Raw genomic sequence first — 26508 nt, 5'->3', positions numbered from 1 at the left:
GAAAGTACGCCCGCCGGTCAGCGGCGGAAAACGGCGCATCAAAAACCAAAGCCACCCGCCGGTCGCCAGCGAAAAACAGCGGTTCAGCAAACAACAACCGCGCTTGAGAAACCAAAGCCAATAGCCATTCCGAAACCGCAGAAACAGCCAAAGCCGACCAGGCCCAAACCCGGTCGGCCGCCAGCGGCGAAGAAGCTCTTACGCCGCGTCCCGCCACAATCCGAGCTCCTTCAGCTTCTCGATCGGGATGCCGGTCAGCGAACCGGGCGGGTTCAGGAACTCGCCCAGTTCATTGACGATGGCCATCTCGATCGGGCAGATCGCGGCGCATTGCGGGTCGGCGTGGTCGCCCAGACATTCGGTGCATTTGTCGGGCTCGATCAGGAAGTGCGGCTTGTCTTCGTAGATCGCGTCGTTCGGACAGACATCGACGCAAGCCCAGCAATTGACGCAGGATTCGGTTATCTGCAGTGCCATTTACGCCACCTTCAGAGTATCGGCTTGCGGCAGCAATTTGCCGGTCGCCGCGATTTCCTTGTACACCGCCATCACCGCTTCCTCGATCGGCTCCATCGCGTGTTCGCCGTTCGGCGCGATGCCGGCGGCTTCCAGCTTGGCCCAGGGCTCGTAACCGACCTTGGAGCAGAGCACGACCTCGCAGCCGGCGAGAATCCGGATGTTGCGGTCGAGCAGCGATTCCGTCCCGCCCGCTTCGACCAGGTCGCCGTCGCCGCAGGCGTCCATGCCGCCGCAGTACAGCTCGGTCTTGCGGTGGCTGATGAAGCGCACGCCTTCCGGCGAAGCCTCGTAGATCAGGAACTCGCGGGCATGACCAAAGTGCTCGGCGACCAGGCCGTTCTTGCCGGCCACCGCCATCAGCACCGGCCGCGAACCTTCCGGGATGTCGGTCGGCTTTGGCTTGGCGACGCCGCGTTCGGCTTCCAGCTTGTCGATGATCTCGTCGTGCACCTGCTTGCGGCGGACCATGGCGGCTTCGTAGTCGATGTCCATGACGTCGATCTTGTCCATCGTGAACTCGTCGCCGCGATCCTCGCCCAGCAGGCCGACCGCGTCGGCGCGGCACTGGCGGCAGTGGCGCATCATCGCCATGTCGCCGGCACAGGCGTCCTGCAGTTCCTGCAGCATTTCCTGGCTCGGTTCCGGCTGGCCCATGATGCCGTAGTAGGTGCCGTGCTCGGCCTCGGCGATCAGCGGCATGACGTTGTGCAGGAAGGCGCCCTTTTCCTTGACGATCTTCGAGACTTCCTTGAGGTGCTGGTCATTGACGCCGGGGATCAGCACCGAATTGACCTTCACCAGGATGCCGCGCTCGGTCAGCATCTGCAGACCCTTCTGCTGCTGCTCGATGAGGATCTTCGCGCCTTCGATGCCGAAGATGCGCTTGTTCTGCCAGTAGATCCACGGATAGATCTTGGCGCCGACTTCCGGATCGACACAGTTGATGGTGATCGTCACGTGGTCGATGTTGTGCTTGGCGATCTCGTTGACGTGTTCGGGCAGCGACAGCCCGTTGGTCGACACGCACAGCTTGATGTCCGGGGCCTTCTCGGAGAGCTGGCGGAAAGTGTCGAAAGTGCGGCCCGGGTTGGCCAAGGGGTCTCCCGGTCCGGCGATGCCGAGTACCGTCATCTGCGGAATCTCGGCGGCTACCGCGAGCACCTTCTTGATCGCCTGATCCGGCGTCAGCAGCTCGGAGACGACGCCCGGACGCGATTCGTTCGAGCAGTCGTACTTGCGGTTGCAGTAATTGCACTGGATGTTGCAGGCCGGCGCCACGGCGACGTGCATGCGGGCGAAGTAGTGGTGCGCCTGCTCGGAATAGCAGGGATGGTCCTGCACCTTGGCCCGGATGTGCTCCGGCAGGTGGGCCAGCCCGTCCGGCGCCGTGCCGCAACCGCTGGATGAGCAACCGCCGCCTTCGGCGGCCGGTGCGTTGTTGCTGATGACTGGAAGTTCCACGGTCTGCCTCCTGGAAATCGGTTCGCAGTCATTTCAGCAATCGCTGTGCCAGAGTCCTTTGTTCAGTTAAATCAATGCCTTGGGTATTTTGCTGGCGGTGCTTGTCGGGGCGGCTGTCGCAAAGTCGACAGCCGCCGGTACGTTTTAGCGAGTCGCTGCCGCGTAACGCAGGTTGACTTCGTTCCAGTTCACCACGTGCCACCAGTTGGTCGCGTAGTCGGCGCGCTTGTTCTGGTACTTCAGGTAGTAGGCGTGTTCCCAGACGTCGAGGGCGAGGATGGGCGTGCCGCGCTCGATGCCGGGCAGGTCCATCAGCGGGTTGTCCTGGTTGGGCGTCGAGGTCACCGCCAGCTTCTTGTCCGGAGTCACGATCAGCCACGCCCAGCCGGAGCCGAAGCGGGTCACGGCGGCCTGGTCGAAGCGCTTCTTCATCTCGTCGAGCGAGCCGAAGGCGGCGTTGATCGCCATTTCCAGGGCTGGCGACGGCTTGCCGCGCTGGCCTTCGGGCGCCATCAACTGCCAGAACAGTTCATGGTTGTAGTGGCCGCCGCCGTTGTTGCGCACCGCCGGGCCGAAGCGCGAAATCTGGCCCTGCAGCGCCGTCAGCGACAGGCCGGCAAGTTCGGGAACGGCCTTGACCTGGGCGTTCAGGTTGTTGACGTAGGCGGCGTGGTGGCGATCGTGGTGGATTTCCATCGTCGTCTTGTCGATGTAGGGCTCGAGCGCGTCGGCCGGGTAGGGCAGTGGGGCGAGGCTGAACTGGGCGGCGGCGATGCCCGGCAGGCAGGCCAGCGCGATGGCGGCGAAACGGGTCAGTGACATGATCTGGGTCTCCTTGGCGTGGGTTGTCCCCGGCATGCCGGGAACCATTCGGCATGCCGCCGGCCAGGAAGTTCCGCTGCGTCAGGGCGTCGCCGGCCACAAGGGCGCGCCGCCGGCGGCCAGGTGGCAGAGATAGACCCGGGTGTCGAATTCCAGCTGGTGGTAATCCGCTTCGATGTGGCAACACAGCGCGTAGAACGCCTTGTCGTGCTCGCCTTCCTTGAGGTGCGCCAGTTCGTGGGCGACGATCATGCGCAGGAATTCCGGCGGCGCCTCGCGAAACACCGCGGCGATGCGGATTTCGTGCTTGGTCTTGAGCTTGCCGCCCTGGACGCGGGCGATCCGCGTGTGCGTGCCGAGCGCCCGGCCGACCGCCTGCAGCTTGCCGTCGAACAGGATCTTGCTCGGCTGCGGCGCATTGCGCAGGTGTTCGGCGCGCAATGCCTGGACGTAGTCGTGCAGCGCCCGGTCGGTGCGGATCGCGTGCGCCGCCGGGTATTTACGGCGCAACGCTGCGCCCAGCCGTCCCTCGGCGAGCGGGCGGACGACCGGTTCGGTCAGGGCGGGCGGATAGCCGGCGAGGTAGACGGGGAGCGGAGTGGGCACGGGGAAGCTTCCGGAACAGGGCGGAATTGTCCTGGGAATCGAGGGAAATGGGTAGCGCGGTATTCGTCGTCCGGGCCCGGCATCGTATCTCGGCGCATTTTTCGGCGCGTCGGCAGGCGGCCCCGCTCGCGGTTAAACTGGCGGACACGTCGCCCGCGGCATTCTCCGGAGCCCCGCCATGGAATGGCAGCAAGTCCTCGATACCTTCTCGCGCATGCCCTCCGGGCAAAGGCAGGTCTGGTGGCTGGCGGCGGCTGGCCTGCTCGCCCTGATGCTTGCTCTGCTCTGGCTGGAAAGCCGCTGCTTCAAGCGTTCCGGGCGCGTCGCCGGCTGGCTCTTCGTGCGCCTGGTGTCGGCGCTGGCGGCCCCGCTGGTGCTTGCCGTGCTGATCGTCCCGGCGCGCAGCGTCGGCGGCCCGGAAGCGCTGGCGGTGTTCTACGTGGTCCTGCTCTTCGTCGCCCCGCCGCTCTGGTTCGGCAGCCACCTGCTGGCCGGCCGCTGGGCGAGGCCGGCGCTGACGGGTGGCGAGAGCCTGGCGCTGGCGGTCAGCGGACTGGCCATCCTGGCCATTCCCGGCACTGCCTTCTTCGCCGCCGAAGCGCCGCTCTACGCGGCCGCCCGCGAGATCGGCATGCAACGTACGCTACCCGCCGACAACCCCCCGCTGCGCCACACCGTGCAGCCGGTACAGCGCTACCACCTGCCCGGCGTCGGGCTGATCTACAGCCAGTCCCTGCTGGCGCCAGCCGATACCCGGCTGCTCGCCGTCGAACTGCGCCAGGGCGGGCTGTGGCCGGTCGATCAGGGCAGCGCCCATCCGGTTTACTGTACCAACGGCAACGACCTGCACCTCATGTGGTCGGCCAAAGAGGCGCCGCCCTACCTGCGGTTGCACTGGGAAAAGGGTTTCGCTGGTCGGCAGCGCTCGGAATTCACGCCGGCGCTGGATTTTGCCAACGCCCCGCCGGCCGCCGAATTCACCGTTGCCTTCCGGCCCGACGGCGTCGATCCGGTGGCGCCGATTCCCCGCCCGCGTGCCTACCTGATCCTCGAACAGCCCGGGCTGACGCCCTACACGCAGATGCTCGGCAGCCCGCCCGAAGCCGGCGAGAAACGCAGCACCGACTGCGTGCTGACCGGCTTCCAGCGCTGGACTCCCGGTGGCGACTGGCAAGTGCGGGCGATCGGGCTCAGCTTTCAACTGCCCAGTGGCGAATTGCTGCGCAGCCTGATCGAAAGGCCCGAGCCGGGCTGAGGAGAAGCGAAACCATGCCCGCCGCCCGCCGGACCCCCCTGAGTTGGCAGCGCCAGTTCTGGCTGGCGCTTTGCCTGTCCTTGGTCGCGCTGGCCGCCCGCGCCTTTGCGCCGCCGCCCTTCCAGGGCGACGTCCTCGACGAGACCGGCCGCCTTTCCGCCGAACAGCAAGCGACGCTCAGCCAGCGCATCGCCGAACTGCGCAGCCAGGACGGCATCTGGGCCGCCGTCTTCATCACCGGCAGCCTGCAGGGCGACAGCATCGAGATGGCGGCGGTCAAGACCTTCGAACAATGGCGCCTCGGCCGGGCCGACAAGGACAACGGCCTGCTCGTCATGGTCGCGCCCAACGAGCGCAAGATACGCATCGAAGTCGGCTACGGCCTGGAAGGTACGCTCACCGACGCGCTCAGCAAGCGCATCGTCAACGGCGTCTATCGGCCCGCCTTCCGCGACGACCGCTACGCCGAAGGCCTGCTCGCCGGCTTCGACGTCATGCGCCGGAGCATGCAGGGCGATCCCGCCGCCCTCGCCGAACTGACCGCCGGCAGCGCTGACGGCCAAGTCGCGGAGATCGACGGCGCGCTCTTTCTGCAGCGCCTCCTCGCCGTCTGCCTGGGCAACCTCTGCTTTCCCCTGATTTACTGGCTGCGCCGGCGGCGGCGTGCCGATGCGCAAAAAATCCGCGGTGCCTTCATCCTGTTCGCTTTCTTCGGCCTCTTCTTCGGCCTGTTCCTTGGCGTCTTCTCGCAAGCCTTCCCGGGCGATCCGGAAATCGTCTGGGCGCTGCTCGGCGCCAACGCCCTCTTCGCCCTCGTCTTCAGCCTGCCGCTGCTGTTCGGCGGCAGGGGGCGGGCTGGCGCCAGCGCTAGCGACGCCGGGCACTCCCGAGTTCGACAGTTAAACGCGCAAGCTGTTGTTTTATATGAACCGCAGTTCAAAAACGTGTACTACAAGAGAGAAAGTTGCTGTGGTTGCGTCGGTTTTTTCAATCTCAAAGCGGCAAAAACGCGGTCCTGTGTTTCGGAGAGGCGAGAAATGCCAGTGACTGGCCGTTCGGCCTGATTGATGCGAATCTGATGATGCTGAAGCTTCTGCAACTCCTGCAGCGCCCGCTCCGGCGACAGTTGCGCATCGGCGCTGCTCAATCGCTGTCGCATGACGCGGTAAAGGATCAAGGCAATGAAGCAGATGGCAGCGTGCGCCTTGATCCGCTCTGGCAGTCGATGAAACACCGGGCCAATCTCGATTTCCGATTTCAGCACCCGGAAGCCGCGCTCGATATCGGCGAGCGACTTGTAACGGTCAACCACGCACTGTGGCGACAAATCCGGCGTATTGGTTACCAGCAGCAATTTGCCATCCATCAGTTCAGCCAGCGCCAGGGCATCGGGGTCGATTTCGTAGGCAAAGAGCTCATTCTTCAAATCGACGCGAATGATATTGGCGAGATGCGCATCCTTGACCGCGTGATACAGCCGCGCCTTGGCGCCGCTGTCGGAGAGCTTTTTGCCACGGGCTTTCACCCCGGCATCCTGCGCATCGAGTTTGCCTACCCACGCGTTCGCCTGAGCTTCCAGCGCTTCGATTCGTTCGCGGCGCAATGCCTGGGCATCCTTGGCGACGTCAGGATCGTGGGCAACGACCAAGCGCAATCCACGCCACGGCAATTCGCTGACGATTTCCTGCTCAGCATCGACGCACTGCGCCTGAAAGCTGTCGAGCAGTTCGGCAAATTCGCTGTAGCGTCGTCCGGGAACGGCCAGCACAAATTCCAGTGGCTCACCGCTTTGCAGGCGGATCTCGGAGAGCGCCTCCAGGTTATCCAGCGACAGCAAGCCCCGATCTGCCACCAGCACCACCCTGCAAATCGACGGGAAGCGTTCGAGCACCGTCTTCAAGGTCGGCAACAAGGTGGGCGATTCCGCCGTGTTGCCGGCAAACACCTCGTGATAAATCGGCAGGCCATCGCCCGTTTGCACCACTCCCAGCATGACCTGACGGGCGATGAGGCCTTCCTTGGCCATGCCGAACTGGCGGACATCGCCTTCCTGGTCAGAGGTACCTTCCGTGCGAATGGTGGTCATGTCGTAGAACACCACCGACAATTCCTGATCGATCAAGGGGCGCAGCAAGTTGGCGACCATAGCATCGACTTCAGTTTGATGATCGACCAGGGCATCCATACTGCGCAGCAGATGCTGATGGGTGATCGATTCCACCTCAACGTCCGGCATCGCTACCGTCTCCAGCCAGCGCAAGATACCGAGCTTCGACTCCGGATCACACAGGCGATTGAACACCATGACCCGAATCAGCGCTTCGACATCGATGCTGTGCCGGGTCTTGCGGAACACGCGGCGCAGTTCGCCAAAGCCCAGCGATTCCCACAGTTCGTTGAGTGCCCAGACGTTGCCGAGCGCACGCGCCGATTCGAACTCGACTGCGGGCAATGGAGCATTCAGGAAATCCGGCCGACCGGTGACCTTGAGCAGGCCAGAGATGACGGAATCCAGGCTGTCGGTCAGTTGATCCAGGCGACCGAGCGTGACCAGGGTGCGATGCTTGGCCTTGCCAGCGTCGTCACGGAAGGCTTCGACAAGCTGGAGATACTGGCGCGGACCGGAACGAGTGATCTTGAGGAACATGCCAATACTTTACCAGCACGGCAATGCTTGTCAAATATAGCTATTAAAACCAGCGACGTGCCACTACACGACTTTTTGGAAAATCGCCTTGAAACCCGCATGGCTGCGTGGGCAACTGCTCGAAAATGGCCTTTTTTGGGCTCGAACTGTCGAACTCGGGGGCACTGGCACGTCAGTTCGTCGTCATCCTCTTGGGATTCCGGGTCCGGCGATTCCTCGTCGTCGGGCGGGGGAAGTTCAGGCGGCGGCGGGGCGTCGGGGGATTATTGACGCCAGGGCTTTCGGTCGGCGGCACGGAAAGCTCAGTCAACCGAGTTGCTCCCAGTAACCGCTATTGTTTGGACAGCATCCGGCCAACAACAGCCTCTCGTTACTTCCCGAAAGCCGTCATCTAAATGGCCGCTGCACTCCGAAAGCTGCCTGATAGCCAATTCGTGCTCGTCGGCCTTTGCTGTCATTCGCAATTCTGGCAGCACCGTCTGCTGTCGCGCAATTATCGGTCGTAAACTTTGCAGTTCTTCCAATTGCGTCTGGCCTAAAACCAAACGTCTTCAATAGACGTGAATATAGGAAACGCGCCCCTCGGCTCATTTTCCTAACGCAATTCTGGCCTGAAGATCTTCAAGCGGGAAACCCGGTGGAGTCGGCTTGAAATCCTTTGATTCCTTTTGTAGTCCATATCCCTTACGCTGATGCGTTCTAAGGGCTTTCAAGTTCAAACTCATGGTCAGAAACGTGAGGTTATCTCCTCCTTTAATCCGGAGCGGGTTCATGCTGTCCGATTTCGATGGGCTGACAATACGAGAATCTCCAAAGCGTGAGTCATTGACCTGAACCACGTAGCAATGAAGGTCTCTTGCCGCGGATTCGACAATGTTGGAGAAGTAGTTGATGTCGCGGTTAAATTCGGAGGCGACGATGAAATCAACCTTACCCTTAAACAAGGATCGATCTTCAATCGAAGCTAACTCGTAGCAGTTGTATATTGCAAAGCTTGATCCGCGCCATCTGAATAGGTGGTAAGGGTTCTTCTTGGCTGGTAGCTTTAGTCCTTCATTGGTTAGGATGAACTGTTCCTCTGGCGAATAGAAGCGTTTCAATCGCCTGACTGGCACGCATGTCCAATGTCCTGCGCCAGACCGGAAGGGCAAAGCAGCAAGAACTTCATTCAGCGCTTGGCTATTGCTGTTGATTCTGTGCTCAAGACCGCAGATTACCCCAATACGATGTTTTCGCGCCCACGCCACCAACATCGCTTCCCAAGCATGCGGCACACTGACCTCCGGAAAGATCACAAGGTCAATCCGCCTCTTGTCCATTCTCCGATAGCTAGAAATTTCATTCAACAGGTTTGAGATTAGTTTCAGTCTGGCAATGCTGAGATTTGGTTTTCCTAGATAGCTCGCTTCGATATCGGCAAAACAAACGGGAATGTTCGCAAGCGCAATCTGAATGCTGCTGTGAAGGTTAGGAGCATCTGCTCCCGTCGTGATCACGTCAAATTTTGCCATATTGATTATTCCTCGTTGATCGAAGGTTCCGACCAATCCACACCGGTAATGGAACGCCGATTGATGCGTTCAAAAATGTCCGATGCCACCTTGAATTCAGTTTTTCTTTTTAGCGAAATATCGCCGCTATACGCCAATAGCATGCATTCATCGAAGTTAACAAATCTTGGTGAATACTGAATCTTGAGTGGATCTAGCTTTACGGAAGATGAGGGCGCGCGGACGCTAAGGGGACCCGTGTATGTCGTAAAGTTCAGCAGTGGGCGGCGCACAAAATGGTGTCGTATTAGGTTGGAACGCCGCAACGTTTCAGAGTGAACCCCGTTCACCAATTCAGATAAGCCAAAATCTTCAGAGCAAACAGAGTTTGCCATTGCCAGGGAAAGTTCTAGATGTAGCTTGAGATCGTTCGTGAGTTGCTCTGTCACCTCCGATTTTTCGCAGCGGACAAGCAATATCTCAGAACTGAGTTGCTTGCTGAATGCCTTGAGAGTTGGCTGGTCGCCTGTAATGCCCAGCAAGGTAAATACCCTCTCCCATAAATCGAAGAACTCGATGGCACTTCGCCCCTTGAAAAACTTCTGCAGACCACGGCTGACCTTGCGATCTGCTGGGTCATCAGTCTGTAGATGGAGGATTGTTTGCCTTGCCAAATGCTTGGCTAATTCATAACGGTTTTCGGCTACCCCCTTGACGCTTCTAAACTTATTCACTGATCCTTCGTACAGAAGCTCATAAGCAACCTCTTCCATTGAGTTGTCGGCCTCGTCCACCGGCAATAGCAGAAAATCGCTCCCGTTTTCCTCCAACTTTTTCTGAAATTTCTCCAGACCGGCGATCGAATGGCGCGCATCGAAAAACTGAAGGATGCACTTCGATTGCTGAAGCATCAGCCCCGCTCGCTCCCGGATGGCATACGCTCCATTACCGGTATCATGAAGAATCTCGGTGCGAACTAGCAAATCTGACATGAAACCACCGACGGGATCGCCATTGTTCTCTTCTGCCGGATCGCGTGGATGAGGAACAACCAATAGGATGTCGTCAACATAGCGTCCGTAGTAGGCTGGACGAACTGCTTTTATAACTGCTGAATCAAATGCCAGCAGATACCAATTAGCGAGAACCAGCGACGAACACAGTCCAATCGGCAGACCTATCACATCCGGGCCAATATCGGGGTGTGTAAGACTGAGCATAGGCGCAATGGATTTGCGATATGCCATACCAATTTCTTCAACACACTTTAGGAGTGGATGCAGTTTATTGGTACTGCTTTCTCCATTTTCGGCCTCCATTTTCAATGCTGACTGAACCTCAGCAAAGTCGATGTTGACTCTGTAAAAATACTCCTGAACATCAAGGCCCAGTATCGCAACATTACGCTGCTCATCCATAAGCATCTGCTTGGCTCGACGTATTCCTGTGTCGCGCCAGCGTGCGTATTGCTCGTGATACTTTGCGAACAACGCGATGGAGTTATCTTCATCGTTCTGTAGGTTGCTTGAAAGACGAGATCCACAGCATTCCGTACCGAGCATTCGATCCAGTATTCGTCCTTCGAGCATGATCCACAACACTGCAATCAGGTGAAGCTCGATGGGGCCATCGAAAAAGTAGTTGATTCGATCAACCTCAATTTCCGATGCTGTCGTCACGTTGGTTATGAAGCGACCCTGTTGTGGTTGCCCATCTAAGCGGTCTTGAGGTCCTGGCTTAAGCTTCTTAGGAACTAGACGGAACCCGACACTCTCTAGCCAGCGACGAAATTGACGTTCTTTCACAGGAGATTTGGCATTAACCACCTTAAGCACTGATGCCAACTTAGAATCGAAAGATCCTTCACACTCGAATGCGGCAAGACGTGCGCGCAACCGGAGGTCAGTTTTGTCGTAATAGACGAGACTTTTTAGTTTTCTGTAAGCCAGATCAATTTGATCTTTTGTCACGCGCACGCTAGGCCACCCTGACCATAAGTGAAATTGCATAGCATCTTACTAGATTACATCCCACCTGATGCCCTGATCATCTGACTTGAGCGTCACATCCAGATGTCGGGTTCAGGCACTCAAGCAGACCTTGAGGGGCGTCGCGTGATAGTCCCCTACGGCCGAGTTGCTGTAGTTCAGAAATCGTTCAGTACGACTGCTCGACACAGTTACCTGCCGTTGGTCACGCGAATAAACCAACGACCGGATTGGGTCGGTAGCTGCCATATAAACAGCAACCGATCGCCATCAGGCAGAGTTCGGCCACGAGCAGCCCCTCAGGAAATCGCCACATTGGGGACGTTGGCTATGTCCGTATGATTGCTGATTGATTGGGAGACCTGCATCGGATAATCTCCATGCCATTCAGAACCTTACGGGTGATCCAATCGTGTCCGCATTATTAGCGAAGTAATCGGGCCGCGGCCGCAAATCGCCCCGAAGTAAGTCAACGTCACCCGCATACGAATCAATCACTTGAGATGACTTACTTGAGAGCAATGACCCGGGCGTTTCTGCTCGTGAATAACTGTTAGGCAGGCTGCCCAGTGAAATATTTGCTCTGATTCTTTTTAACCTGGATATCCATAGCATGGAGCGGCGATATGGAATTAGAAATCAAAGCCAAGTTGCAACAGATGTACGAGGCCGAACTAAAGGAACATCCGCCGCTCCCGCCGTGGCTGTTCATCCCGGGAGCTGACCGCTATGACATTGCATGGCGCATGGGCGCTGGTGAAGATCAGATCATGAAACTCGCCGCTTACTTTATGTTCTGCGGCCCCGAGGCACTTGCCCGTTACCGTGCAGCATATCCGGAGCCTAAGGGCTGGGAGGGGTGGTATGACGAATAGGCTTAAATTCAAAGGCAAGGAACAACAAAACCGTTGGCTCACACCGCCTAATATCACAATCCACCGGACCTTCGGCAAGCTGCGCTTGCCTTCGTCCGCTGATTTTAACGTTGGGCATCTTCAGCATTATGACTAGCAACTTTGCGCTATTCGGAATTGCTCTAGCCATCGGCGCAATACCGCTCGCGATCAAGTCAATGCGGCGTATTCGTCTCTATCGTCAGGCGCAAGATTGGCCAAAGGTGCCGGCTACGATAACCGAGTCGTCAGTCCGAGAAGAAACTGATAGCGATGGAACTTCCTACCTTCCCGAGTTTTCGTATCGGTACTCGGTCGCTGGCAGCGAATACTGTTCAACGGTTCACACAGAAGGCCTACCGTTTCCATGCACGGAAGACGCCGCACGGCAGATGGTGAAACAATTTGCTGCTGGAAGCGCAGTCCAAGTGGCGGTCAATCCGACCAACCCGGCCATCGCGGTTCTCGACACGGGTTTCCCCAAGCCTTGGTACGTTCTAATGATCGCCAGCATTGTTGCTTTCGTCGTCGGCACGTCGATCACACTCATTGAAGCCATTTTCGCGAAATGACACCCAAGCCGGCGCTCAACCTCGCTCCCTTTGGTCGCTGGACGCTGCGCAATAAAACCTCGCAGCGCCGGTTAGCTCTACGTTCCTGAACGTCCGTTTCTCCAATTAGCCAACTTCCGCTCTGGGTCGTTTCAAGTCGTTCGTTGGTCGGAAAAACGCAATCCCGTTGCACCGAACCGCTGGCTAGCCGGTTTCACCTTACCGTTGATCAGCGCTCCGTTGTCGGCGGTTCCTGCTGCCCGCTGCCGGAAGTTGTGCCGTCGCCACCCGTCAGTTCCTCCCGATACCCCCGGCACGCCTCGCGCAGGACGTGCAGGTGTTGCTGGTAGTTGCGGCAGCCCTTGCATATGGCGAGGTGGAGGCGGAGTTCGAGGCGTTCGGCGAGGCCGAGGTCGCGGTCTTGGGCTTCCGACATGCGGTGGGTGGCGTCCTTGCAGTTCAGCATGGCCGTTCTCCGGCGAGGAACCAGCCTTTTTCCAGGCAGCCGCGCAGGGCGCTGCGGGCGCGGTGCAGGATGACGTGGCAGTTGCTGGTGCTGATGCCGGCGGCGGCGCACACCTCGCCGGTATCGAGTTCGAGGAATTCGCGCATCATGAAGACGCGCGCGGTGTTCTTGGGCAGGTGGGTCAGGCAGGCATCGAAGACGGCCCAGAAGTGCTTGTCGCGCAGCGAGGCTTCCGGGTCGCCCCAGGCGGCCGGGCGGTGCGCCGGGTGCCAGTGGGCGTTTTCCTTGAACAGGGTGTCGAAGGCCTGGTCCAGGCTGTCCTCGTCGTCGCCGAAGGCGGAGATCGGCGTCGTCCGCGACTGCTGGCGGATCAGGTTGACGATCTTGTGGCGCAGGATGCCGAAGACCCAGGTCTTCAGCGCCGAGCGGCCGGCAAAATCCTTGCCGCCGGTGAGGGCGGCGGTCAGCGCGTCCTGGACGGCGTCTTCGGCGAGCGCGGCGTCGCGCAACTGGAGTTGGGCGAAGGCGAGCATGTCGTGGCGGACCTGTTCGACGAAGGCGTCGTCGATGATGGCGGCGGTGGCGATGGCGGGCTCCCTGGCCGGACGCGGATGCGCCCCATGGTAGCTCAAGCGGTGTTCCCCGTCGTCCGCCGGCGCAGCCAGTGGTCGACCGACAGGCGGCCGGGGCCGAGCAGCAGCAAGGGCAGCAGCATGGCGAGGAAGATCGCCGGCAGCTTGTAGTTGCCGTGGCCGTCGTCGCTGATCGCGTAGCCCTGCAGCAGTTCGCCCAGCGTCTGCCAGCTTGCCGGCCAATGCACGCTGAGGATGGCAACGACGGTGAGGACGATCAGCGACAGCGAGAAGAAGCGGGTGGCCAGGCCGAGGATCAGCGCGATGCCGCCGATCAGCTCGAACCAGGTGGCCATCTGCCAGCTTAGCTCGACCGGCACGAGGTTGAACGGGAAGGGGAAACGTTCCTGGATGTCGGCAAACCAGTTTTCGCCGAGGAATTTGGCCTGGCCGGCTTCGAAGTACTCCCAGCCGAGGACGACGCGCAGCGAGAGCAGCCCTAGCCAGAGGCCGATCAGGTCGAGCCCGTCGAGCAGGCGGTGGGCGAGGGCGGTGAGGGTGTGGCGCATGGTCGGGCTCCGTAGGGGTTTGATCCTTGGTCGGAGCCGGGGGGCAAAAACTTACAGCGTGCCGAGCACGATGCCTTGCCGGCGCAGGTCGGCGAGCAGTTCGACGGCGAAATCGACCAGTCGCCCGGGGGCGGCGTGCTGCAGTTCGGCGGCGATCTGCCGCGCGGCGGTCTCGCCGCTCTGCGGGGTTGCGGCCAGCAGCGCGAGCAGGCGGGCGGTGACCGGGTTGGTTTCGCTGAAGCGGACGATGTCGTCGGCGTCGCGATGGACCAGCAGGTGCGTCGTTAGCGGCCGGCGCGGGCGCCAGTCAGGGCCGATGCGGTGCACCGGCCAGGCGTAGGCGAGGTTGAACAGCACCGGGTTGAGGACGACCGTGCCGTGGCGCAAGTCGCCGGCCGGATCGTGCGGCGGAATCGCCGCGTCGGCGATATCGGCGGCCAGTTCCACCCACTCGTAATGCGCCAGTTCCGGCAGCCAGCGCGGCAGGCGCAGGCCGGGCGTGTCGGCCAGGAAACGCATGAACTCGCGCGGGATTTCGCGGAACCACGGCGTGTGCAGAGGCCAGTCACGGCGGAAGCGGCGACCCAGGCGTAGCCAGCGTGCCTCGCCGAGGATCGCGCGGCAGACCGGGAAGGCGCTGTCGATGAAGCCCTGCAGGTTGTTGCCGACCAGTTCGCGGTATACGCCCATGCCGCGTGCCGGCACGCCGGGCGGGCGGGGGGCGCGTTGCGGGTCGCGTAGGTGGTGGGCGAAGGCTTGCTGGAAGGTCTGGAATTCCATGTTCAGGCTGCCTTGCGCTGCTTCGCCGCGGCTTGCAGCCGGGCGATGGTGTCGACCTCGGCGCTCAGGGCCGCCAGATCGGGGAAATTGAAGTCGCGTTCGAGGCAGGTCGGCACCTCGCCGCCGATGCGCGCGTAGGCGTCGGCGAGCAGCGCCCACACCGGGTCGATCACCGGCGCGCCGTGGGTGTCGATGATCAGCCCGTCCGGCTCGACGTAATGGCCGGCGACATGGACGTAGCAGGTGCGCGCCAGCGGCAGCGCGGCAAGGAATTCGTGCGCGTCGAAACCGAAGTTGCGGCTATTGACGTAGATGTTGTTGACGTCGAGGTGGAGCAGGCAGTCGGCGGCCTCGACCACGGCGGTGATGAACTCGGCGGCGTTCATCTCGGCACCGGGCGGCTCGACGTAGGTCGAGGCGTTCTCGATGCCGATCTGCCGGCCGAGGATGTCCTGCGCGCGCCGGATGCGCTCGGCGGTCCAGCGCACGGCGGCTGCGGTCTGCGGGATCGGCAGCAGGTCGTAGAGCTGGCGGTCGTCGGCGCACCAGGAGAGGTGTTCGGTGTACAGCGTTATCCCGTGTTCGCGCATGAAATCGCGGATGCGGTAAAGCAGCGCCTCGTCGAGCGGCCCGCTGCCGCCCAGCGACAGCGACAGGCCGTGGCAGACGAAGGGGTAGCGCTCGGTGAATTCGCGCAGTTGCCGCGCCGAACGGCCGCCCATGCCGGCCCAGTTCTCGGGCGCCAGTTCGAAGAAATCGATGGCCGCCGGCACGCCGGCCTGCAGCGGGGCGATCAGTTCGCGCCGGAAACCGAGGCCGGCGCCGCGTGGCGGGCGGGCGTCCATCAGGCTTCTCCGCGCGCCGGGTAGTCCTTGGCGACGACGAAGTCGATGGCGCCGAGCATGTCCTTGAAGTGCGGCCGGGCGAAGGGCATGGTCTGGACGTTGGCCCAGTAAAGGGTGAGGTCGGGGCGGATCAGGAAGACGCCGGGTTCGGAAAAGCGCGCCGGTTCCTCGACGCCGGTCGAGGTCAGGCCGCGGCCGGTGGAAATGTACAGACCCCAGGCGCGGGCGTCGGCTTCGCTCAGGCCGTAGCCGAGATCGAGCCGGTCGAGCGACCATTCCTCGGCGGCGCGGCGGGCGCGTTCTTCGGTGTCCGATGAAAGCACCTTGACGACCACGCCGCGGGCGGTGAATTCGTCGTACAGGCGGTTCAGCTCAGTCAGGTAGGCGCGGCACAGCGGGCAGTGGTAGCCGCGGTAGAAGACGAGCAGCGTGAAGCTCGGCGCTTCACCGGCGGCGAGCGAGAGGCGCTGACCGGAGAGTTGCGGCACGGCGAGCGCCGGCACCGGCCGGCGGGGGGTCAGGGATTGCGGCATGCGGCGTTTCCTTGGTGAAAGGGCCGGCGAGTGTCGCCGGCCCGGTGTGGCGGTGTCTTACTTGTTGGCCCCGCACTTGGCTTCGCCGCACTTGCCGTCCGCCTTCTTGTCGGCAGGCTTCTTGTCTGCGCCGCACTTGGCATCCGTTTTCTTGTCGGCGCCACACTTGGCGTCCTTCGCCTTCTTCTCCGCGCCGCACTTGGCTTCGCCGCATTTGCCATCCTTGCCCTTGGTATCGGCCTGCGCCAGCTGGTAGCCGGCCGACAACTGCTTGGCGGCGAAGGGGTTGTCGGCAGCGTGGGCAATCGGGGTCAGGGCGACGGCGGCAAAGGCGGAACCGATGGCCAGCGAGGTGAGGGTCTGCTTTTTCATGATGATCTCCGTTGAGTTGGGGGTGAGGGCAGAAAGCCTGCCTGTTGCTTGGTCGGCGCGGCGGCCGGGTTTCTTACAGAAGATTTCAGAAAAGTGTGGTCATTCGGACCCGGGAATCCGGCAAACGTTCGACGCTGCGCGCCACTTCACAGCGGGCTTGCGTCCCCGAGTTCGACAGTTCGAGCCCAAAAAAGGCCATTTTCGAGCAGTTGCCCACGCAGCCATGCGGGTTTCAAGGCGATTTTCCAAAAAGTCGTGTAGTGGCACGTCGCTGGTTTTAATAGCTATATTTGACAAGCATTGCCGTGCTGGTAAAGTATTGGCATGTTCCTCAAGATCACTCGTTCCGGTCCGCGCCAGTATCTCCAGCTTGTCGAAGCCTTCCGTGACGACGCTGGCAAGGCCAAGCATCGCACCCTGGTCACGCTCGGTCGCCTGGATCAACTGACCGACAGCCTGGATTCCGTCATCTCTGGCCTGCTCAAGGTCACCGGTCGGCCGGATTTCCTGAATGCTCCATTGCCCGCAGTCGAGTTCGAATCGGCGCGTGCGCTCGGCAACGTCTGGGCACTCAACGAACTGTGGGAATCGCTGGGCTTTGGCGAACTGCGCCGCGTGTTCCGCAAGACCCGGCACAGCATCGATGTCGAAGCGCTGATTCGGGTCATGGTGTTCAATCGCCTGTGTGATCCGGAGTCGAAGCTCGGTATCTTGCGCTGGCTGGAGACGGTAGCGATGCCGGACGTTGAGGTGGAATCGATCACCCATCAGCATCTGCTGCGCAGTATGGATGCCCTGGTCGATCATCAAACTGAAGTCGATGCTATGGTCGCCAACTTGCTGCGCCCCTTGATCGATCAGGAATTGTCGGTGGTGTTCTACGACATGACCACCATTCGCACGGAAGGTACCTCTGACCAGGAAGGCGATGTCCGCCAGTTCGGCATGGCCAAGGAAGGCCTCATCGCCCGTCAGGTCATGCTGGGAGTGGTGCAAACGGGCGATGGCCTGCCGATTTATCACGAGGTGTTTGCCGGCAACACGGCGGAATCGCCCACCTTGTTGCCGACCTTGAAGACGGTGCTCGAACGCTTCCCGTCGATTTGCAGGGTGGTGCTGGTGGCAGATCGGGGCTTGCTGTCGCTGGATAACCTGGAGGCGCTCTCCGAGATCCGCCTGCAAAGCGGTGAGCCACTGGAATTTGTGCTGGCCGTTCCCGGACGACGCTACAGCGAATTTGCCGAACTGCTCGACAGCTTTCAGGCGCAGTGCGTCGATGCTGAGCAGGAAATCGTCAGCGAATTGCCGTGGCGTGGATTGCGCTTGGTCGTTGCCCACGATCCTGACGTCGCCAAGGATGCCCAGGCATTGCGCCGCGAACGAATCGAAGCGCTGGAAGCTCAGGCGAACGCGTGGGTAGGCAAACTCGATGCGCAGGATGCCGGGGTGAAAGCCCGTGGCAAAAAGCTCTCCGACAGCGGCGCCAAGGCGCGGCTGTATCACGCGGTCAAGGATGCGCATCTCGCCAATATCATTCGCGTCGATTTGAAGAATGAGCTCTTTGCCTACGAAATCGACCCCGATGCCCTGGCGCTGGCTGAACTGATGGATGGCAAATTGCTGCTGGTAACCAATACGCCGGATTTGTCGCCACAGTGCGTGGTTGACCGTTACAAGTCGCTCGCCGATATCGAGCGCGGCTTCCGGGTGCTGAAATCGGAAATCGAGATTGGCCCGGTGTTTCATCGACTGCCAGAGCGGATCAAGGCGCACGCTGCCATCTGCTTCATTGCCTTGATCCTTTACCGCGTCATGCGACAGCGATTGAGCAGCGCCGATGCGCAACTGTCGCCGGAGCGGGCGCTGCAGGAGTTGCAGAAGCTTCAGCATCATCAGATTCGCATCAATCAGGCCGAACGGCCAGTCACTGGCATTTCTCGCCTCTCCGAAACACAGGACCGCGTTTTTGCCGCTTTGAGATTGAAAAAACCGACGCAACCACAGCAACTTTCTCTCTTGTAGTACACGTTTTTGAACTGCGGTTCATATAAAACAACAGCTTGCGCGTTTAACTGTCGAACTCGGGTGCGTCGAGTCTGCGGTCAGCGTGCGCATGCGCCGTGCCGAGGAAGGTAACTTCGGCGATTGCGCACCGGCGGGCAAAGGGCATCAAGATGGCGCTGAAACTGGCGCGCGAAATATAGGCGGATGTAGGAGACGGCGATGACACTGAAACTGCGCAAATGGGATGTGGTCGAGGAACTGAAGACCGACGAGGACATGGCGTTTTGCCTAGAAGCGGCCATGGAAGAAGCCGGCGATGATGCGGCCTTCATCGCCAAGGTTCTCGGCGATATCGCCCGGGCCAGAGGCATGACGCAACTCGCCCGCGATACCGGCATCGGACGCGAAAGCGTTTACAAGGCGCTCTCCGGCGAAGGTAGCCCCTGTTTTGCCACCATCCTCAAGGTCGTCCCCGCCCTTGGCGTAAGACTGCACGCCGCGCCGCTATCCGCTCCGGTCAAGCAGGCACGGCAATCCCAAAAAGACTACCGGGGAGTTGGTTCCGGTACGATGAATGTCGTGCTTTGGTGAGTTAATCGGGGGGGCAACGGGCCATGGCCGTCTCCTGAACTCAACTTCAGCTTGGAGCCTTGTTATTCCATATGGTTCATTGCACGATCCGGGCATGAAGAGATTTTTCTACAGCGTCGTGGGTCTCCCCAGGTAATCCACATCAGGAGTTTTATGCTAAGTCACCATCCTCGATTCCACAGAGGTGCATCGTCTGGCCTTGTTTACAAACTCGGTGGCCTGCCTTGGGGCTTGCCTGAGCGGTTGTGGCCGATATGTGAAGAATGTGGGCGCCCTATGAGTCATCTGGGGCAATTCCCGGCCCGCTCGCCAGAGCCGAATGCGCCCGTGTTGCCAATTGGGGAGGACGAAGTGCTGTTCCTCTTCAAGTGTGAATGGGGTAGCGTGTGCAGCTTCTGGGATTTTGCCGATGGCGCAAACCGGGTTTTCAGCCTGCCGCGCAAGGAATTGGGTGATGTGCCCACGCAACCGCCAGCCGTCCAGGCGCAAGAGGACGGGGAAGAACTCAGAATCTTGCCCGAACTGGGTATCGCCTGTTGGCTGGCGCAAGACGATGGCGCCCCCGTCGAGCTGGAGGATGCCTTCTACGATTATGGCCGCCACAATGACCTGCCCGACGATATCGCCTATCCCCACGATTGGGCATATGAGTGGCTCACCAAATTTGGCGGCGTTCCCTACTGGACGGCCAATGGCGCACTAGGCCAGCCATCAATTCCGCCGGGGCGCATGCTGCTGCAAATCGATAACTGGGTGACGATGGATGATGGCAGCCAAGCTGTCGAAGTCGCCAACTTCTGCTCCGATGGCACTGCCTATGTTTTCATCGACCGCACACAATCGCCCCCCGCGTTTTCGATGATTATCAACCGTTGAAATGGTGTCGCCATGACCGCAGATTCCTGCTGGATCAATGACGAACCATGCTTCCAGCGCGTTGGCTGCGCCCGGGAGTAGCGATTCAATCCGGCCCCGGACTGAGCCGGGCGACAAAGTGGGCGCTGGCGACGAGACCGAACTGGGTGGCGTCGAAGGGCATGGCGGCTTTCGCAAATGGGCGGAGTATCGCCAGGCGGCGCCGGCCGCTCATGGAAGAAATTGCGCGCTTCAGCGCCGGCTGGCGTATTGCCCCGGGGTAGCGGCGACGCGTTCGCGGAAGCTACCGAGTAAGTGGCTCTGCTCGGCAAAACCGGTGGACAGCGCGGCATCGCAGATCGGCGAGCAGGTGGCCGAGGGCGGCGGCGAATGGCGCCGGCTCGGGGCTGTCGTGGCTGGCCGCGAAAACCAGGTCGAAACGCTCGTAGGCGAGCGGATCGCGGGCGAGCTGCCAGGGGCGCTTGGCGAAGGTAGTGCCGGCGGTGCGCGTCGCCAGGAAATCGGCCATCCAGGCAGCGTCGAGGTAGAGCATGGGGTAGCCCCTGGTGGCGCGGTCTTCCGGGTTGCTGGTGTGCGCCTGAGCGGGCGGGATGACGACCAGATCGCCGGGCGCCAGCCGGTGGAAAACCCGCTGTGGCCGGCGTCGCCCACGCCGATCGACCATTCGGCGTGGGCCTGCGGCCGCTAGCCGGCCTGCGAGTCGGCGGCGCTGTGCGCTTCGACGAAAGGCCGCGCGGGCGAGCGGTGAAAGCGCGGCAGCTTTCGCGTTGTCGCTTGAAGCGCTGGCGTGGCGGCGGAATTCATGAGGCGATTCGCTCAGGGATGGCGGTCGTCTGTCGAACCGCCCCCCGAATGCCGGGGGGGGCGGCTTCGGCATTGTCGTGAATGCAACAAGCGGTGGTGTTGCAGCTTGTTGATTTTCCATTGATTTTTCGTGGCGCCGGTTTTGCTTGCTTGAAAGTCATGAAAACCCATCTCGACTGGTCGGCCTACGACACCTACGGCGTCGGCGATGCCTACGCCGGCATTCCCGCGACCGGCGGCAACTACGCCAAGGCGGTTGCCGTCTGCATGAACAACCACCAGTGCCAGCGCGACGGCAAGGGCGTGATGTGCCCGAGCTTTCGCATCACGCACGACCCGGCGCATTCGACCGGCGCGCGGGTCAAGGCGTTCAAGGCGGCGCTCAACGGTGAGCTCGGCGACGACCCCTTCGCCCACCCCGAGCTCGCGGCGGCGATGGACCTCTGCGTGTCGTGCAAGGGCTGCAAGAAGGAATGCCCGAGCGCGGTCGACATGACGCTGATCAAGACCGAATACCTGGCGCAGAAGAACGAGCGCCAGGGCGTACCGCGCCGCGCCCGGCTGTTCGGCGCGCTGCCGCGCTGGCTGCACGAATGGCGGCCGACGCTGCAGGCGCTGGTGCGGCTGCGCAACGCTTCGCCCTGGGTGGCGAAGCTCGCCGAGCGCCGGCTCGGTATCTCGGCGCGGCGGCCGATTCCGCAGATCGTCGCCGCCGGCTTCAAGGCCGACGCGGCGCCGGCAACCGGCGAACGCGGCAAGGTCGTGCTCTTCGTCGATACCTTCACCCATTACTACACGCCGGAAATCGCCGCCGCCGCGCTGAAAGTGTTGCGCGCCGGCGGTTACGCGGTCGAGGTGCTCGAACCGGTGGCCGACGATGGCGAACGCGAACGCCCGCTGTGCTGCGGCCGCACCTACCTGTCGCAAGGCATGGTCGAGGAAGCCAGGGGCGAAGCGCGCCGGGTGATGGCCGCGCTGGCCCCGGCGCTGGCTGCCGGCACGCCGATTGTTGGTCTCGAACCGTCCTGCCTGCTGGCGCTGCGCGACGAGTTCTACAGCCTCGGCCTCGGCCCCGACGTCGGCCAGCTCTCGAAACAGGCCTTCCTGTTCGAGGAATTCCTGATGCGCGAAGGCAACAAGGGCCTGAAGCTCAAGCTCAAGCCGATTCCCGGCGGCCGTGCGCTGGTGCATGGGCACTGCCACCAGAAGGCTTTCGGGGCGATGAAGTCAGTCAGGAAGGTACTCGGCTGGATTCCGGAATTCGAATTCGAGATCATCGACGCCAGTTGCTGCGGCATGTCCGGCAGCTTCGGCCTGGAAGCCGAACACCACGACGCATCGCTGGCCATGGCCGAACTCGCGCTGCTGCCGGCGATCTGCGCCGCCGGCGCCGATACCGTGATCGTCGCCGACGGCTTCTCCTGTCGCCACCAGATCGCCGACGGCAGCGGCCGCCAGGCGGTGCATGTGGCGGTGCTGCTGGCGCGCGCGCTGGACGGCTGAGGGACGTTCAGGGGGCGGCGGTGCGCCGGTAGATGCCGCCGTCGGTCAGCGTGAAGCCATGCTTGCGCATCAGTTGAATGGCACCGCCTTCCGGGTGGCAGGAAGAGAACCCGCCGAGGTTGAGGCCGGCGCGCATGATCCAGCCGCCCTCGGTGAACAGCGCGGCGTAGGAGAGCAGGCGGCTGCCGGTTTCCGGATCGACGACGGTGACGGTGATCTTCTTGATCGGAATCGCGGCGTTCAGTCGCCGGGTCACGGTCTGGCGCTGGTCCTCGATGGCCTGCTGTGCCGTCTGCAGGCTCGGGCTGATCGAGTAGTGCTCGGCCTTCCGGCATTCGTTGGCGAACTGCGCGCGGCCGATGATCTCGTCGCCGAAGGGCAGCGCCAGGATCAGCGCCAGCACCGCCCAGTGCTGCCAGCCCGATTGGCGCAGGCCGAGCCGATTGCCGAGCATCCGGGCAAGGCTGGAGGAAAGGTAGAGGTAGGTGGCAAACAGGGCGAGGACGAGCAGGCCGATCATGGCGCCGGATTCCCGAGAGCGAAGGATGCCGGCATTTTAACCGCGCTGCCGGCGGGCGCTGCCGTCTCGTCCCTCAGGGCAAGGCGTGGGCGACGAGCGGCCCGCTTGCCGCCGCGACCGGCAGGCGCAGCGTCGCGTAGCCGCGATAGTTGCCGGCCTTGGCCTCGTCGCTGAACCAGACCAGCCATTCGCGCCGGCCGTCGGCGGCGACGACGTCGGCGATGACCTCGAAGCGGTAGCGCCAGTCTTCGGTCTCCAATGTCACCGCGTGCGTTTCGACCTGCGGCACGGCGTTGCCGATGGCGGCGAGCGTGAAGTTGTCGCCCAGGCGCGGCCGCAGCGACGACGGGAAGCTGCGCAGGTCCAGGCGCTGCAGCAGTTCGCGGCCATAGGACGGCGGCTGCGCCGCCGTCGGCGCCAGTGTGCTGGCCTGGCCGAGCAGCGCCAGCGCATCGCACACCAGGTAGGCCTGGGCGATGCCGCGATTGTTGACCGCTTCGTCGACCGTGCCGCTGCGCTGTTCGGCCAGGTAGCCGTGACAATCGCGCACCGTGCGGCCGCTCGAAAAGCGCAGCGGCGGCCGGACGGCGCTCATCGTCTGCGCCTCGTTCGCCCAGGCCTGGCGCAATCCGGCGTTGAAGACTTCGCGCTCGCCGGGCTTGCCTGGCACGGCGGCGCAGGCGGCAACGAGGAGCAGGATGGGGAGGAGGCGCTTCACTTGGCGATTTTCTCCAACAGAGTGGCTTCCAGTCCGCGCCGGGTCGGGTAGGCATCGCCGAAAGCCCGCAGCAGCTTGACGGCTTCGGCCCAGTCCTGGCTACTGACGGCTTTCCAGAATTTCGGGGTCTTGGCGCTGAGGTCGCCGTACTGGAAGGATACCGAGGCGATGACGGTTTGTGCCTCCGCCGGCAGCGAATAGAAGTCGGTTTTTGCCGTGTTGTCGATGGCGGCCGCGTAGCGGCGCTTCAGCTTGTCGACTTCCTTGGCCTTCACCGCTTTGTCGATCTCGCTCGCTTCCGCCGCCGAGATGGTCAGGCTCTTGGCGCTCAGCGCATCGGTCGCCGCCTTGGCGGTCTTGCCGAGATAGGGCTTGAGCTTGGTGACCAGCTCGGCGGACAGGCCGAGGTTGTTCAGGTCCGATTCGTTGCGCTGGCCGATGTCGAAACCCGTTGCCACCGTCACCCCGCTCTTGCTGACCTCGCTGGCGGGAACGTAAGCCTCGGTGACGCTCCCGCCTTCGCGGTCGCTGATGAATTTGTAGTCGATCTGGTTTGCCATGTCTTGTCCTTGTGCCGGTGAAGGGGGAATTGATCGCCCGGTATTCTATGGCCAAGCCGGTGGCATATGACAAAGAATTTTACCGTTGGGGGGTCATGGCGCTCAGCCGCGCTCCAGAGGGGGAACGCATTCGTGTCCGATTCCGTCCGCTTGCGGTCCCGTTCCGGTCTGTCGTCCTGCCGTGCCCTTGCCTAAGCTTCGTCTCCAGGGAAACCGTCACGGGAGACGATCATGGAACGCGAAGTCCTGTTGTTGTTGCCGCTGCCGGCCGGGGTCGATGCCGATTCGGCACTGCTGCGGCGGCTGTTCGAGCGCTGGTGGCAGGGCGCGGCGGCGGTGGCGCTGGGCGCTGCCGACGGCTGGCCGGTGCCGGTCGAGCGCCGCTTTGCCGGGGCCGGCGTGCCGCTGGCGCTGCGCTTCTGGTTGTGGCGGCGGCGGGCGTCGCGGGTGATCGTGGCCGGCGTCGGCGCCGCCGGGCTGGTGGCCGAATTGCGCCGCCTGGGCTGGGCCGCCGAGCTGCCGGGCGGCGCTTCGTGCGACACTGGCACGGCGGGCGCGGCGGGGCTGCTGCGTCCGGCCTGATCGGGAGTTTTGCCATGGACATGCTGTTCATCCTGCATCCGCAACACACGGCCTTCGATTTCGCCGGGCCGGCCGAGGTCATCCACATGGCGGCGCAGGCCGGCGCGCCGTTCCGCCTGCGCGTGGCGGGGCCGCAAGCGGAGTGCGTCAATTCGCTGGGCGTGGTCAATCGCGTCGATCCGCTGCCGCAGACGCTGGCCGACGACACGCTGGTCTTCCTGCTCGGTACCGAGGACGAGCCGCGCGATTACGCGACGCCGGCGGCGCGGGCCATCATCGACTGGCTGCACGCGCATTTCGAGCCGAGCCGCCACCGGCTCGCCTGCATCTGCTCGGGTTCGCTGCTGGCGGCGCGCGCCGGCCTGCTCGACGGCCGCCAGTGCACGACGCACCACGCGCTGATCGCCATGCTGCGCGACTGGGCGCCGCGCGCGCAGGTGCTGGAGAACCGGATGTTCGTCGAGGATGGGCCGCTGTTCACCTCGGCCGGCATCGCCGGCGGTGTCGACCTGGCGCTGGCCATCGTCGAGCGCTTTGCCGGCGGGCCGCTGGCGACGCAGGTGGCGCGGCGCATGGTGATCTATTTGCGGCGTACCGGCGCCGACCCGCAACTGTCGCCGTGGCTGGCCCATCGCAACCACCTGCATCCGGCGGTACACAAAGCGCAGGATCTGATCGCCCGCGACCCGGCGGCCGATCTCGGCGTGGCCGAAATCGCGGCGCAGGTGCATGTCAGCCCGCGCCACCTGAGCCGGCTCTTCCGCAACGAGGCGGGAATCGGCATCCTCGACTACCGCCACGGCCTGCGCGTCGAACTGGCGCGGCAGTTGATCGGCCAGGGGCAGAGCGTCGAGCGCGCCGCCGCAGGGGCGGGCTTTGCCTCGGCGCGCGATCTGCGCCGGGTCTGGAAGCAGCACGCGACGGGAACGCCGGCGCAGGGGGTAGCCTGAGGTCCGTTCATCCCTACCGCCGCACGCCGCTGCCGGCTGCGGCGAAGCCCCGGCTCGGGGCGATCCTCGCTTGTCTGGCCGGCCTGCTGGCCTCCCCGTTCATCGGCTTCGCCGGGGTTGGGCGGGTCGGCGAGGCGGGCCTGCTACTCGGCCTCGGTCTGGCGCTGCTGCCGCTTGCCGGACTGGCGGCGCTCGCCTGGCGATACCAGCGGGGCCGCCGCCGGCTGCCGCCCGCACTGGTGGCCGAGTGGGGGCAGGGCAGATTGGTGCCGGCAGCGGGCGGGCCGGCCGTGACGGCGCCCTGGCGTTGCGCCAGGGGGCGGGACTGGATCGAGGTGCGCAACGACGGCGTGCTGGTTGCGCGCCACGTGCTGCTGGGCCTGCCCGGCGTCGCCGAGGCGACGGCAAAACTGTGGATGGCCGGCGAGATCGGCGAGTTTTTCGTCAACTGGGCGGCAGTCAGCGAGTGGCGGGTCGAAGAAGACAGCGACGGTCCGGATCGTCATGTCCTGAGCCTGGGGGCCGGGGGCGGAATACATCTGCGCCGCTTTGGCACGCCGGCGGAGGAGGTCGGCGTGCTCGACGCGGTGCGCAGCATCGGCGGTTTGCCGGTCCGTCTGCGCTGCGATCTGGATGATGCGTGAGGCGGCTCCGGCAGCGGCTGGGGCGATACCGGCTGCCGGGCGCCATGGCGGCAGGCCTATTCGCCTTCGCCGACCGCTTCGCGGGAAGTGGAAAGGAAGCCGCGCCCCTGCGCGAAATAGATGTACACCGGTTTTTCGTTGCGCAATACGTCGAGCACGCTCTGGAACATCGCCGAAGGCAGGTGCATGGCGATGATGCCGCCGCTTTCGCTGTCGTTTTCGAACTGCATGCCGGGGTCGTTGAAGCGGAGGTAGGCGGCGACCTTGTCATCCGCGCCGTAGAGCGTGATCTGTGCGCGGTTGGTCTGGTAGCCGTCGGGGCTGCCGTAGAACAGGATGTGGTAGTTGCGGATTTCCTTGGACATTTTGGGTCTCCTGATTTGGGGC

31 protein-coding genes are annotated in these 26508 nt (G+C 62.6%); 11 read left to right on the top strand and 20 right to left on the bottom strand.

Going from position 1 to position 26508, the window contains the following annotated elements:
* Positions 1–198 precede the first annotated feature (198 nt).
* The 4 genes from AC0KWY_RS08895 to AC0KWY_RS08880 form a co-directional block, all read right to left on the bottom strand.
* Complete coding sequence (locus tag AC0KWY_RS08895) at positions 199–477, bottom strand: 4Fe-4S binding protein (protein WP_374327253.1); 279 nt, start codon at positions 475–477, stop codon at positions 199–201.
* Positions 478–1980, bottom strand: a complete 1503-nt coding sequence (gene nifB / locus AC0KWY_RS08890) for a nitrogenase cofactor biosynthesis protein NifB (protein ID WP_474029282.1) — start codon at positions 1978–1980, stop codon at positions 478–480.
* Between the two features lie 144 nt (positions 1981–2124).
* Positions 2125–2802, bottom strand: a complete 678-nt coding sequence (locus AC0KWY_RS08885; protein WP_474029281.1) for a superoxide dismutase — start codon at positions 2800–2802, stop codon at positions 2125–2127.
* Positions 2803–2883: 81 nt separating this feature from the next.
* Entirely contained in the window at positions 2884–3408 is a 525-nt protein-coding gene (locus tag AC0KWY_RS08880) for a YgjP-like metallopeptidase domain-containing protein (protein ID WP_474029280.1), read from the bottom strand.
* 178 nt (positions 3409–3586) lie between these two features.
* Here AC0KWY_RS08880 and AC0KWY_RS08875 point away from each other — a divergent pair, with 178 nt between their 5' ends.
* Together AC0KWY_RS08875 and AC0KWY_RS08870 are read left to right on the top strand one after the other, a co-directional pair.
* Positions 3587–4663: a hypothetical protein gene (locus AC0KWY_RS08875; RefSeq protein WP_474029279.1), complete on the top strand. Its 1077-nt coding sequence runs from the start codon at positions 3587–3589 to the stop codon at positions 4661–4663.
* 14 nt (positions 4664–4677) lie between these two features.
* Entirely contained in the window at positions 4678–5727 is a 1050-nt protein-coding gene (locus AC0KWY_RS08870) for a TPM domain-containing protein (protein WP_474029278.1), read from the top strand.
* Here the strand turns inward: AC0KWY_RS08870 and AC0KWY_RS08865 are convergent.
* From AC0KWY_RS08865 to AC0KWY_RS08855, 3 genes are all read right to left on the bottom strand, one after another.
* On the bottom strand, positions 5613–7310 hold the full coding sequence (locus AC0KWY_RS08865; protein ID WP_474026189.1) for an IS1634 family transposase: 1698 nt from the start codon (positions 7308–7310) through the stop codon (positions 5613–5615). The two genes, AC0KWY_RS08870 and AC0KWY_RS08865, sit on opposite strands and share 115 nt — an antisense overlap.
* 587 nt (positions 7311–7897) lie before the next feature.
* A complete protein-coding gene (locus AC0KWY_RS08860; protein ID WP_474029277.1) occupies positions 7898–8821 on the bottom strand; it encodes a hypothetical protein in 924 nt (307 codons plus the stop codon).
* A 5-nt stretch (positions 8822–8826) separates the two neighbouring features.
* Positions 8827–10770 carry an RNA-directed DNA polymerase gene (locus AC0KWY_RS08855; protein WP_474029276.1) on the bottom strand — a complete coding sequence of 648 codons (1944 nt, stop codon included), beginning with the start codon at positions 10768–10770 and terminating at the stop codon, positions 8827–8829.
* A 644-nt stretch (positions 10771–11414) separates the two neighbouring features.
* On the opposite strand from AC0KWY_RS08855, the gene AC0KWY_RS08850 reads away from it, so the two are divergent.
* Positions 11415–11663 carry a hypothetical protein gene (locus tag AC0KWY_RS08850; protein ID WP_474029275.1) on the top strand — a complete coding sequence of 83 codons (249 nt, stop codon included), beginning with the start codon at positions 11415–11417 and terminating at the stop codon, positions 11661–11663.
* 110 nt (positions 11664–11773) lie between these two features.
* Entirely contained in the window at positions 11774–12253 is a 480-nt protein-coding gene (locus AC0KWY_RS08845; RefSeq protein WP_474029274.1) for a DUF3592 domain-containing protein, read from the top strand.
* 208 nt (positions 12254–12461) lie between these two features.
* Here AC0KWY_RS08845 and AC0KWY_RS08840 read toward each other — a convergent pair whose 3' ends face one another.
* From AC0KWY_RS08840 to AC0KWY_RS08810, 7 genes are read right to left on the bottom strand one after another with little or no spacing between them, the layout of a single operon-like run.
* Positions 12462–12698 (bottom strand): zf-HC2 domain-containing protein, encoded by a 237-nt coding sequence (locus tag AC0KWY_RS08840; protein ID WP_474029273.1) that lies wholly within the window; start codon positions 12696–12698, stop codon positions 12462–12464.
* On the bottom strand, positions 12692–13330 hold the full coding sequence (locus AC0KWY_RS08835; RefSeq protein ID WP_474029272.1) for a sigma-70 family RNA polymerase sigma factor: 639 nt from the start codon (positions 13328–13330) through the stop codon (positions 12692–12694). The genes AC0KWY_RS08840 and AC0KWY_RS08835 overlap by 7 nt, the downstream gene beginning before the upstream one ends.
* Entirely contained in the window at positions 13327–13839 is a 513-nt protein-coding gene (locus AC0KWY_RS08830; protein ID WP_474029271.1) for an HvfX family Cu-binding RiPP maturation protein, read from the bottom strand. The genes AC0KWY_RS08835 and AC0KWY_RS08830 overlap by 4 nt, the downstream gene beginning before the upstream one ends.
* A gap of 51 nt (positions 13840–13890) precedes the next feature.
* Entirely contained in the window at positions 13891–14619 is a 729-nt protein-coding gene (locus AC0KWY_RS08825; protein WP_474029270.1) for an HvfC family RiPP maturation protein, read from the bottom strand.
* A 2-nt stretch (positions 14620–14621) separates the two neighbouring features.
* Positions 14622–15464, bottom strand: a complete 843-nt coding sequence (locus AC0KWY_RS08820) for an HvfB family MNIO-type RiPP peptide maturase (protein ID WP_474029269.1) — start codon at positions 15462–15464, stop codon at positions 14622–14624.
* On the bottom strand, positions 15464–15997 hold the full coding sequence (locus tag AC0KWY_RS08815) for a peroxiredoxin-like family protein (protein WP_474029268.1): 534 nt from the start codon (positions 15995–15997) through the stop codon (positions 15464–15466). The genes AC0KWY_RS08820 and AC0KWY_RS08815 overlap by 1 nt, the downstream gene beginning before the upstream one ends.
* A gap of 57 nt (positions 15998–16054) precedes the next feature.
* Entirely contained in the window at positions 16055–16369 is a 315-nt protein-coding gene (locus AC0KWY_RS08810; RefSeq protein ID WP_474029267.1) for an HvfA family oxazolone/thioamide-modified RiPP metallophore, read from the bottom strand.
* A 324-nt stretch (positions 16370–16693) separates the two neighbouring features.
* Between AC0KWY_RS08810 and AC0KWY_RS08805 the strand changes: the two genes are divergently transcribed.
* The 3 genes from AC0KWY_RS08805 (at position 16694) to AC0KWY_RS08795 (ending at position 19840) form a co-directional block, all read left to right on the top strand.
* Positions 16694–18391, top strand: coding sequence for an IS1634 family transposase (locus AC0KWY_RS08805; RefSeq protein WP_474026189.1), 1698 nt, complete (start codon positions 16694–16696; stop codon positions 18389–18391).
* A 201-nt stretch (positions 18392–18592) separates the two neighbouring features.
* Positions 18593–18964 carry an addiction module antidote protein gene (locus tag AC0KWY_RS08800; RefSeq protein ID WP_474029266.1) on the top strand — a complete coding sequence of 124 codons (372 nt, stop codon included), beginning with the start codon at positions 18593–18595 and terminating at the stop codon, positions 18962–18964.
* Positions 18965–19315: 351 nt separating this feature from the next.
* Positions 19316–19840, top strand: a complete 525-nt coding sequence (locus AC0KWY_RS08795) for a hypothetical protein (RefSeq protein WP_474029265.1) — start codon at positions 19316–19318, stop codon at positions 19838–19840.
* 85 nt (positions 19841–19925) lie between these two features.
* On the opposite strand, the gene AC0KWY_RS08790 is transcribed toward AC0KWY_RS08795, so the two are convergent.
* Together AC0KWY_RS08790 and AC0KWY_RS08785 are read right to left on the bottom strand one after the other, a co-directional pair.
* On the bottom strand, positions 19926–20054 hold the full coding sequence (locus AC0KWY_RS08790) for a hypothetical protein (protein WP_474029264.1): 129 nt from the start codon (positions 20052–20054) through the stop codon (positions 19926–19928).
* A gap of 69 nt (positions 20055–20123) precedes the next feature.
* Positions 20124–20504: an AraC family ligand binding domain-containing protein gene (locus AC0KWY_RS08785; protein WP_474029263.1), complete on the bottom strand. Its 381-nt coding sequence runs from the start codon at positions 20502–20504 to the stop codon at positions 20124–20126.
* Positions 20505–20803: 299 nt separating this feature from the next.
* Here AC0KWY_RS08785 and AC0KWY_RS08780 point away from each other — a divergent pair, with 299 nt between their 5' ends.
* Positions 20804–22147 carry a (Fe-S)-binding protein gene (locus tag AC0KWY_RS08780; RefSeq protein WP_474029262.1) on the top strand — a complete coding sequence of 448 codons (1344 nt, stop codon included), beginning with the start codon at positions 20804–20806 and terminating at the stop codon, positions 22145–22147.
* 7 nt (positions 22148–22154) lie between these two features.
* Here the strand turns inward: AC0KWY_RS08780 and AC0KWY_RS08775 are convergent, their stop codons facing one another.
* The 3 genes from AC0KWY_RS08775 to AC0KWY_RS08765 all read right to left on the bottom strand — a co-directional run bounded on the left by AC0KWY_RS08775 (position 22155) and on the right by AC0KWY_RS08765 (position 23945).
* Positions 22155–22667 (bottom strand): hypothetical protein, encoded by a 513-nt coding sequence (locus tag AC0KWY_RS08775; RefSeq protein ID WP_474029261.1) that lies wholly within the window; start codon positions 22665–22667, stop codon positions 22155–22157.
* Between the two features lie 73 nt (positions 22668–22740).
* Entirely contained in the window at positions 22741–23385 is a 645-nt protein-coding gene (locus AC0KWY_RS08770; protein WP_474029260.1) for a hypothetical protein, read from the bottom strand.
* Positions 23382–23945, bottom strand: coding sequence for a pesticin C-terminus-like muramidase (locus tag AC0KWY_RS08765; RefSeq protein WP_474029259.1), 564 nt, complete (start codon positions 23943–23945; stop codon positions 23382–23384). Before AC0KWY_RS08765 ends, AC0KWY_RS08770 begins: the two co-directional genes overlap by 4 nt.
* Positions 23946–24176: 231 nt before the next feature.
* On the opposite strand from AC0KWY_RS08765, the gene AC0KWY_RS08760 reads away from it, so the two are divergent.
* The 3 genes from AC0KWY_RS08760 (at position 24177) to AC0KWY_RS08750 (ending at position 26121) form a co-directional block, all read left to right on the top strand.
* Positions 24177–24527: a hypothetical protein gene (locus AC0KWY_RS08760; protein ID WP_474029258.1), complete on the top strand. Its 351-nt coding sequence runs from the start codon at positions 24177–24179 to the stop codon at positions 24525–24527.
* A gap of 14 nt (positions 24528–24541) precedes the next feature.
* The gene (locus AC0KWY_RS08755; protein WP_474029257.1) at positions 24542–25477 is read left to right on the top strand and encodes a GlxA family transcriptional regulator; all 936 of its coding nucleotides are present in this window, start codon (positions 24542–24544) and stop codon (positions 25475–25477) included.
* 290 nt (positions 25478–25767) lie between these two features.
* The gene (locus tag AC0KWY_RS08750; protein WP_474029256.1) at positions 25768–26121 is read left to right on the top strand and encodes a hypothetical protein; all 354 of its coding nucleotides are present in this window, start codon (positions 25768–25770) and stop codon (positions 26119–26121) included.
* Positions 26122–26177: 56 nt separating this feature from the next.
* On the opposite strand, the gene AC0KWY_RS08745 is transcribed toward AC0KWY_RS08750, so the two are convergent.
* Positions 26178–26486, bottom strand: a complete 309-nt coding sequence (locus tag AC0KWY_RS08745) for a hypothetical protein (protein WP_474029255.1) — start codon at positions 26484–26486, stop codon at positions 26178–26180.
* Positions 26487–26508: the final 22 nt, after the last annotated feature.

This window comes from Azonexus sp. MM2026_4 (genome assembly GCF_055901855.1).
Note: the sequence above shows the minus strand (reverse complement) of the source record. Positions and strands in the feature narration are given on the sequence as shown.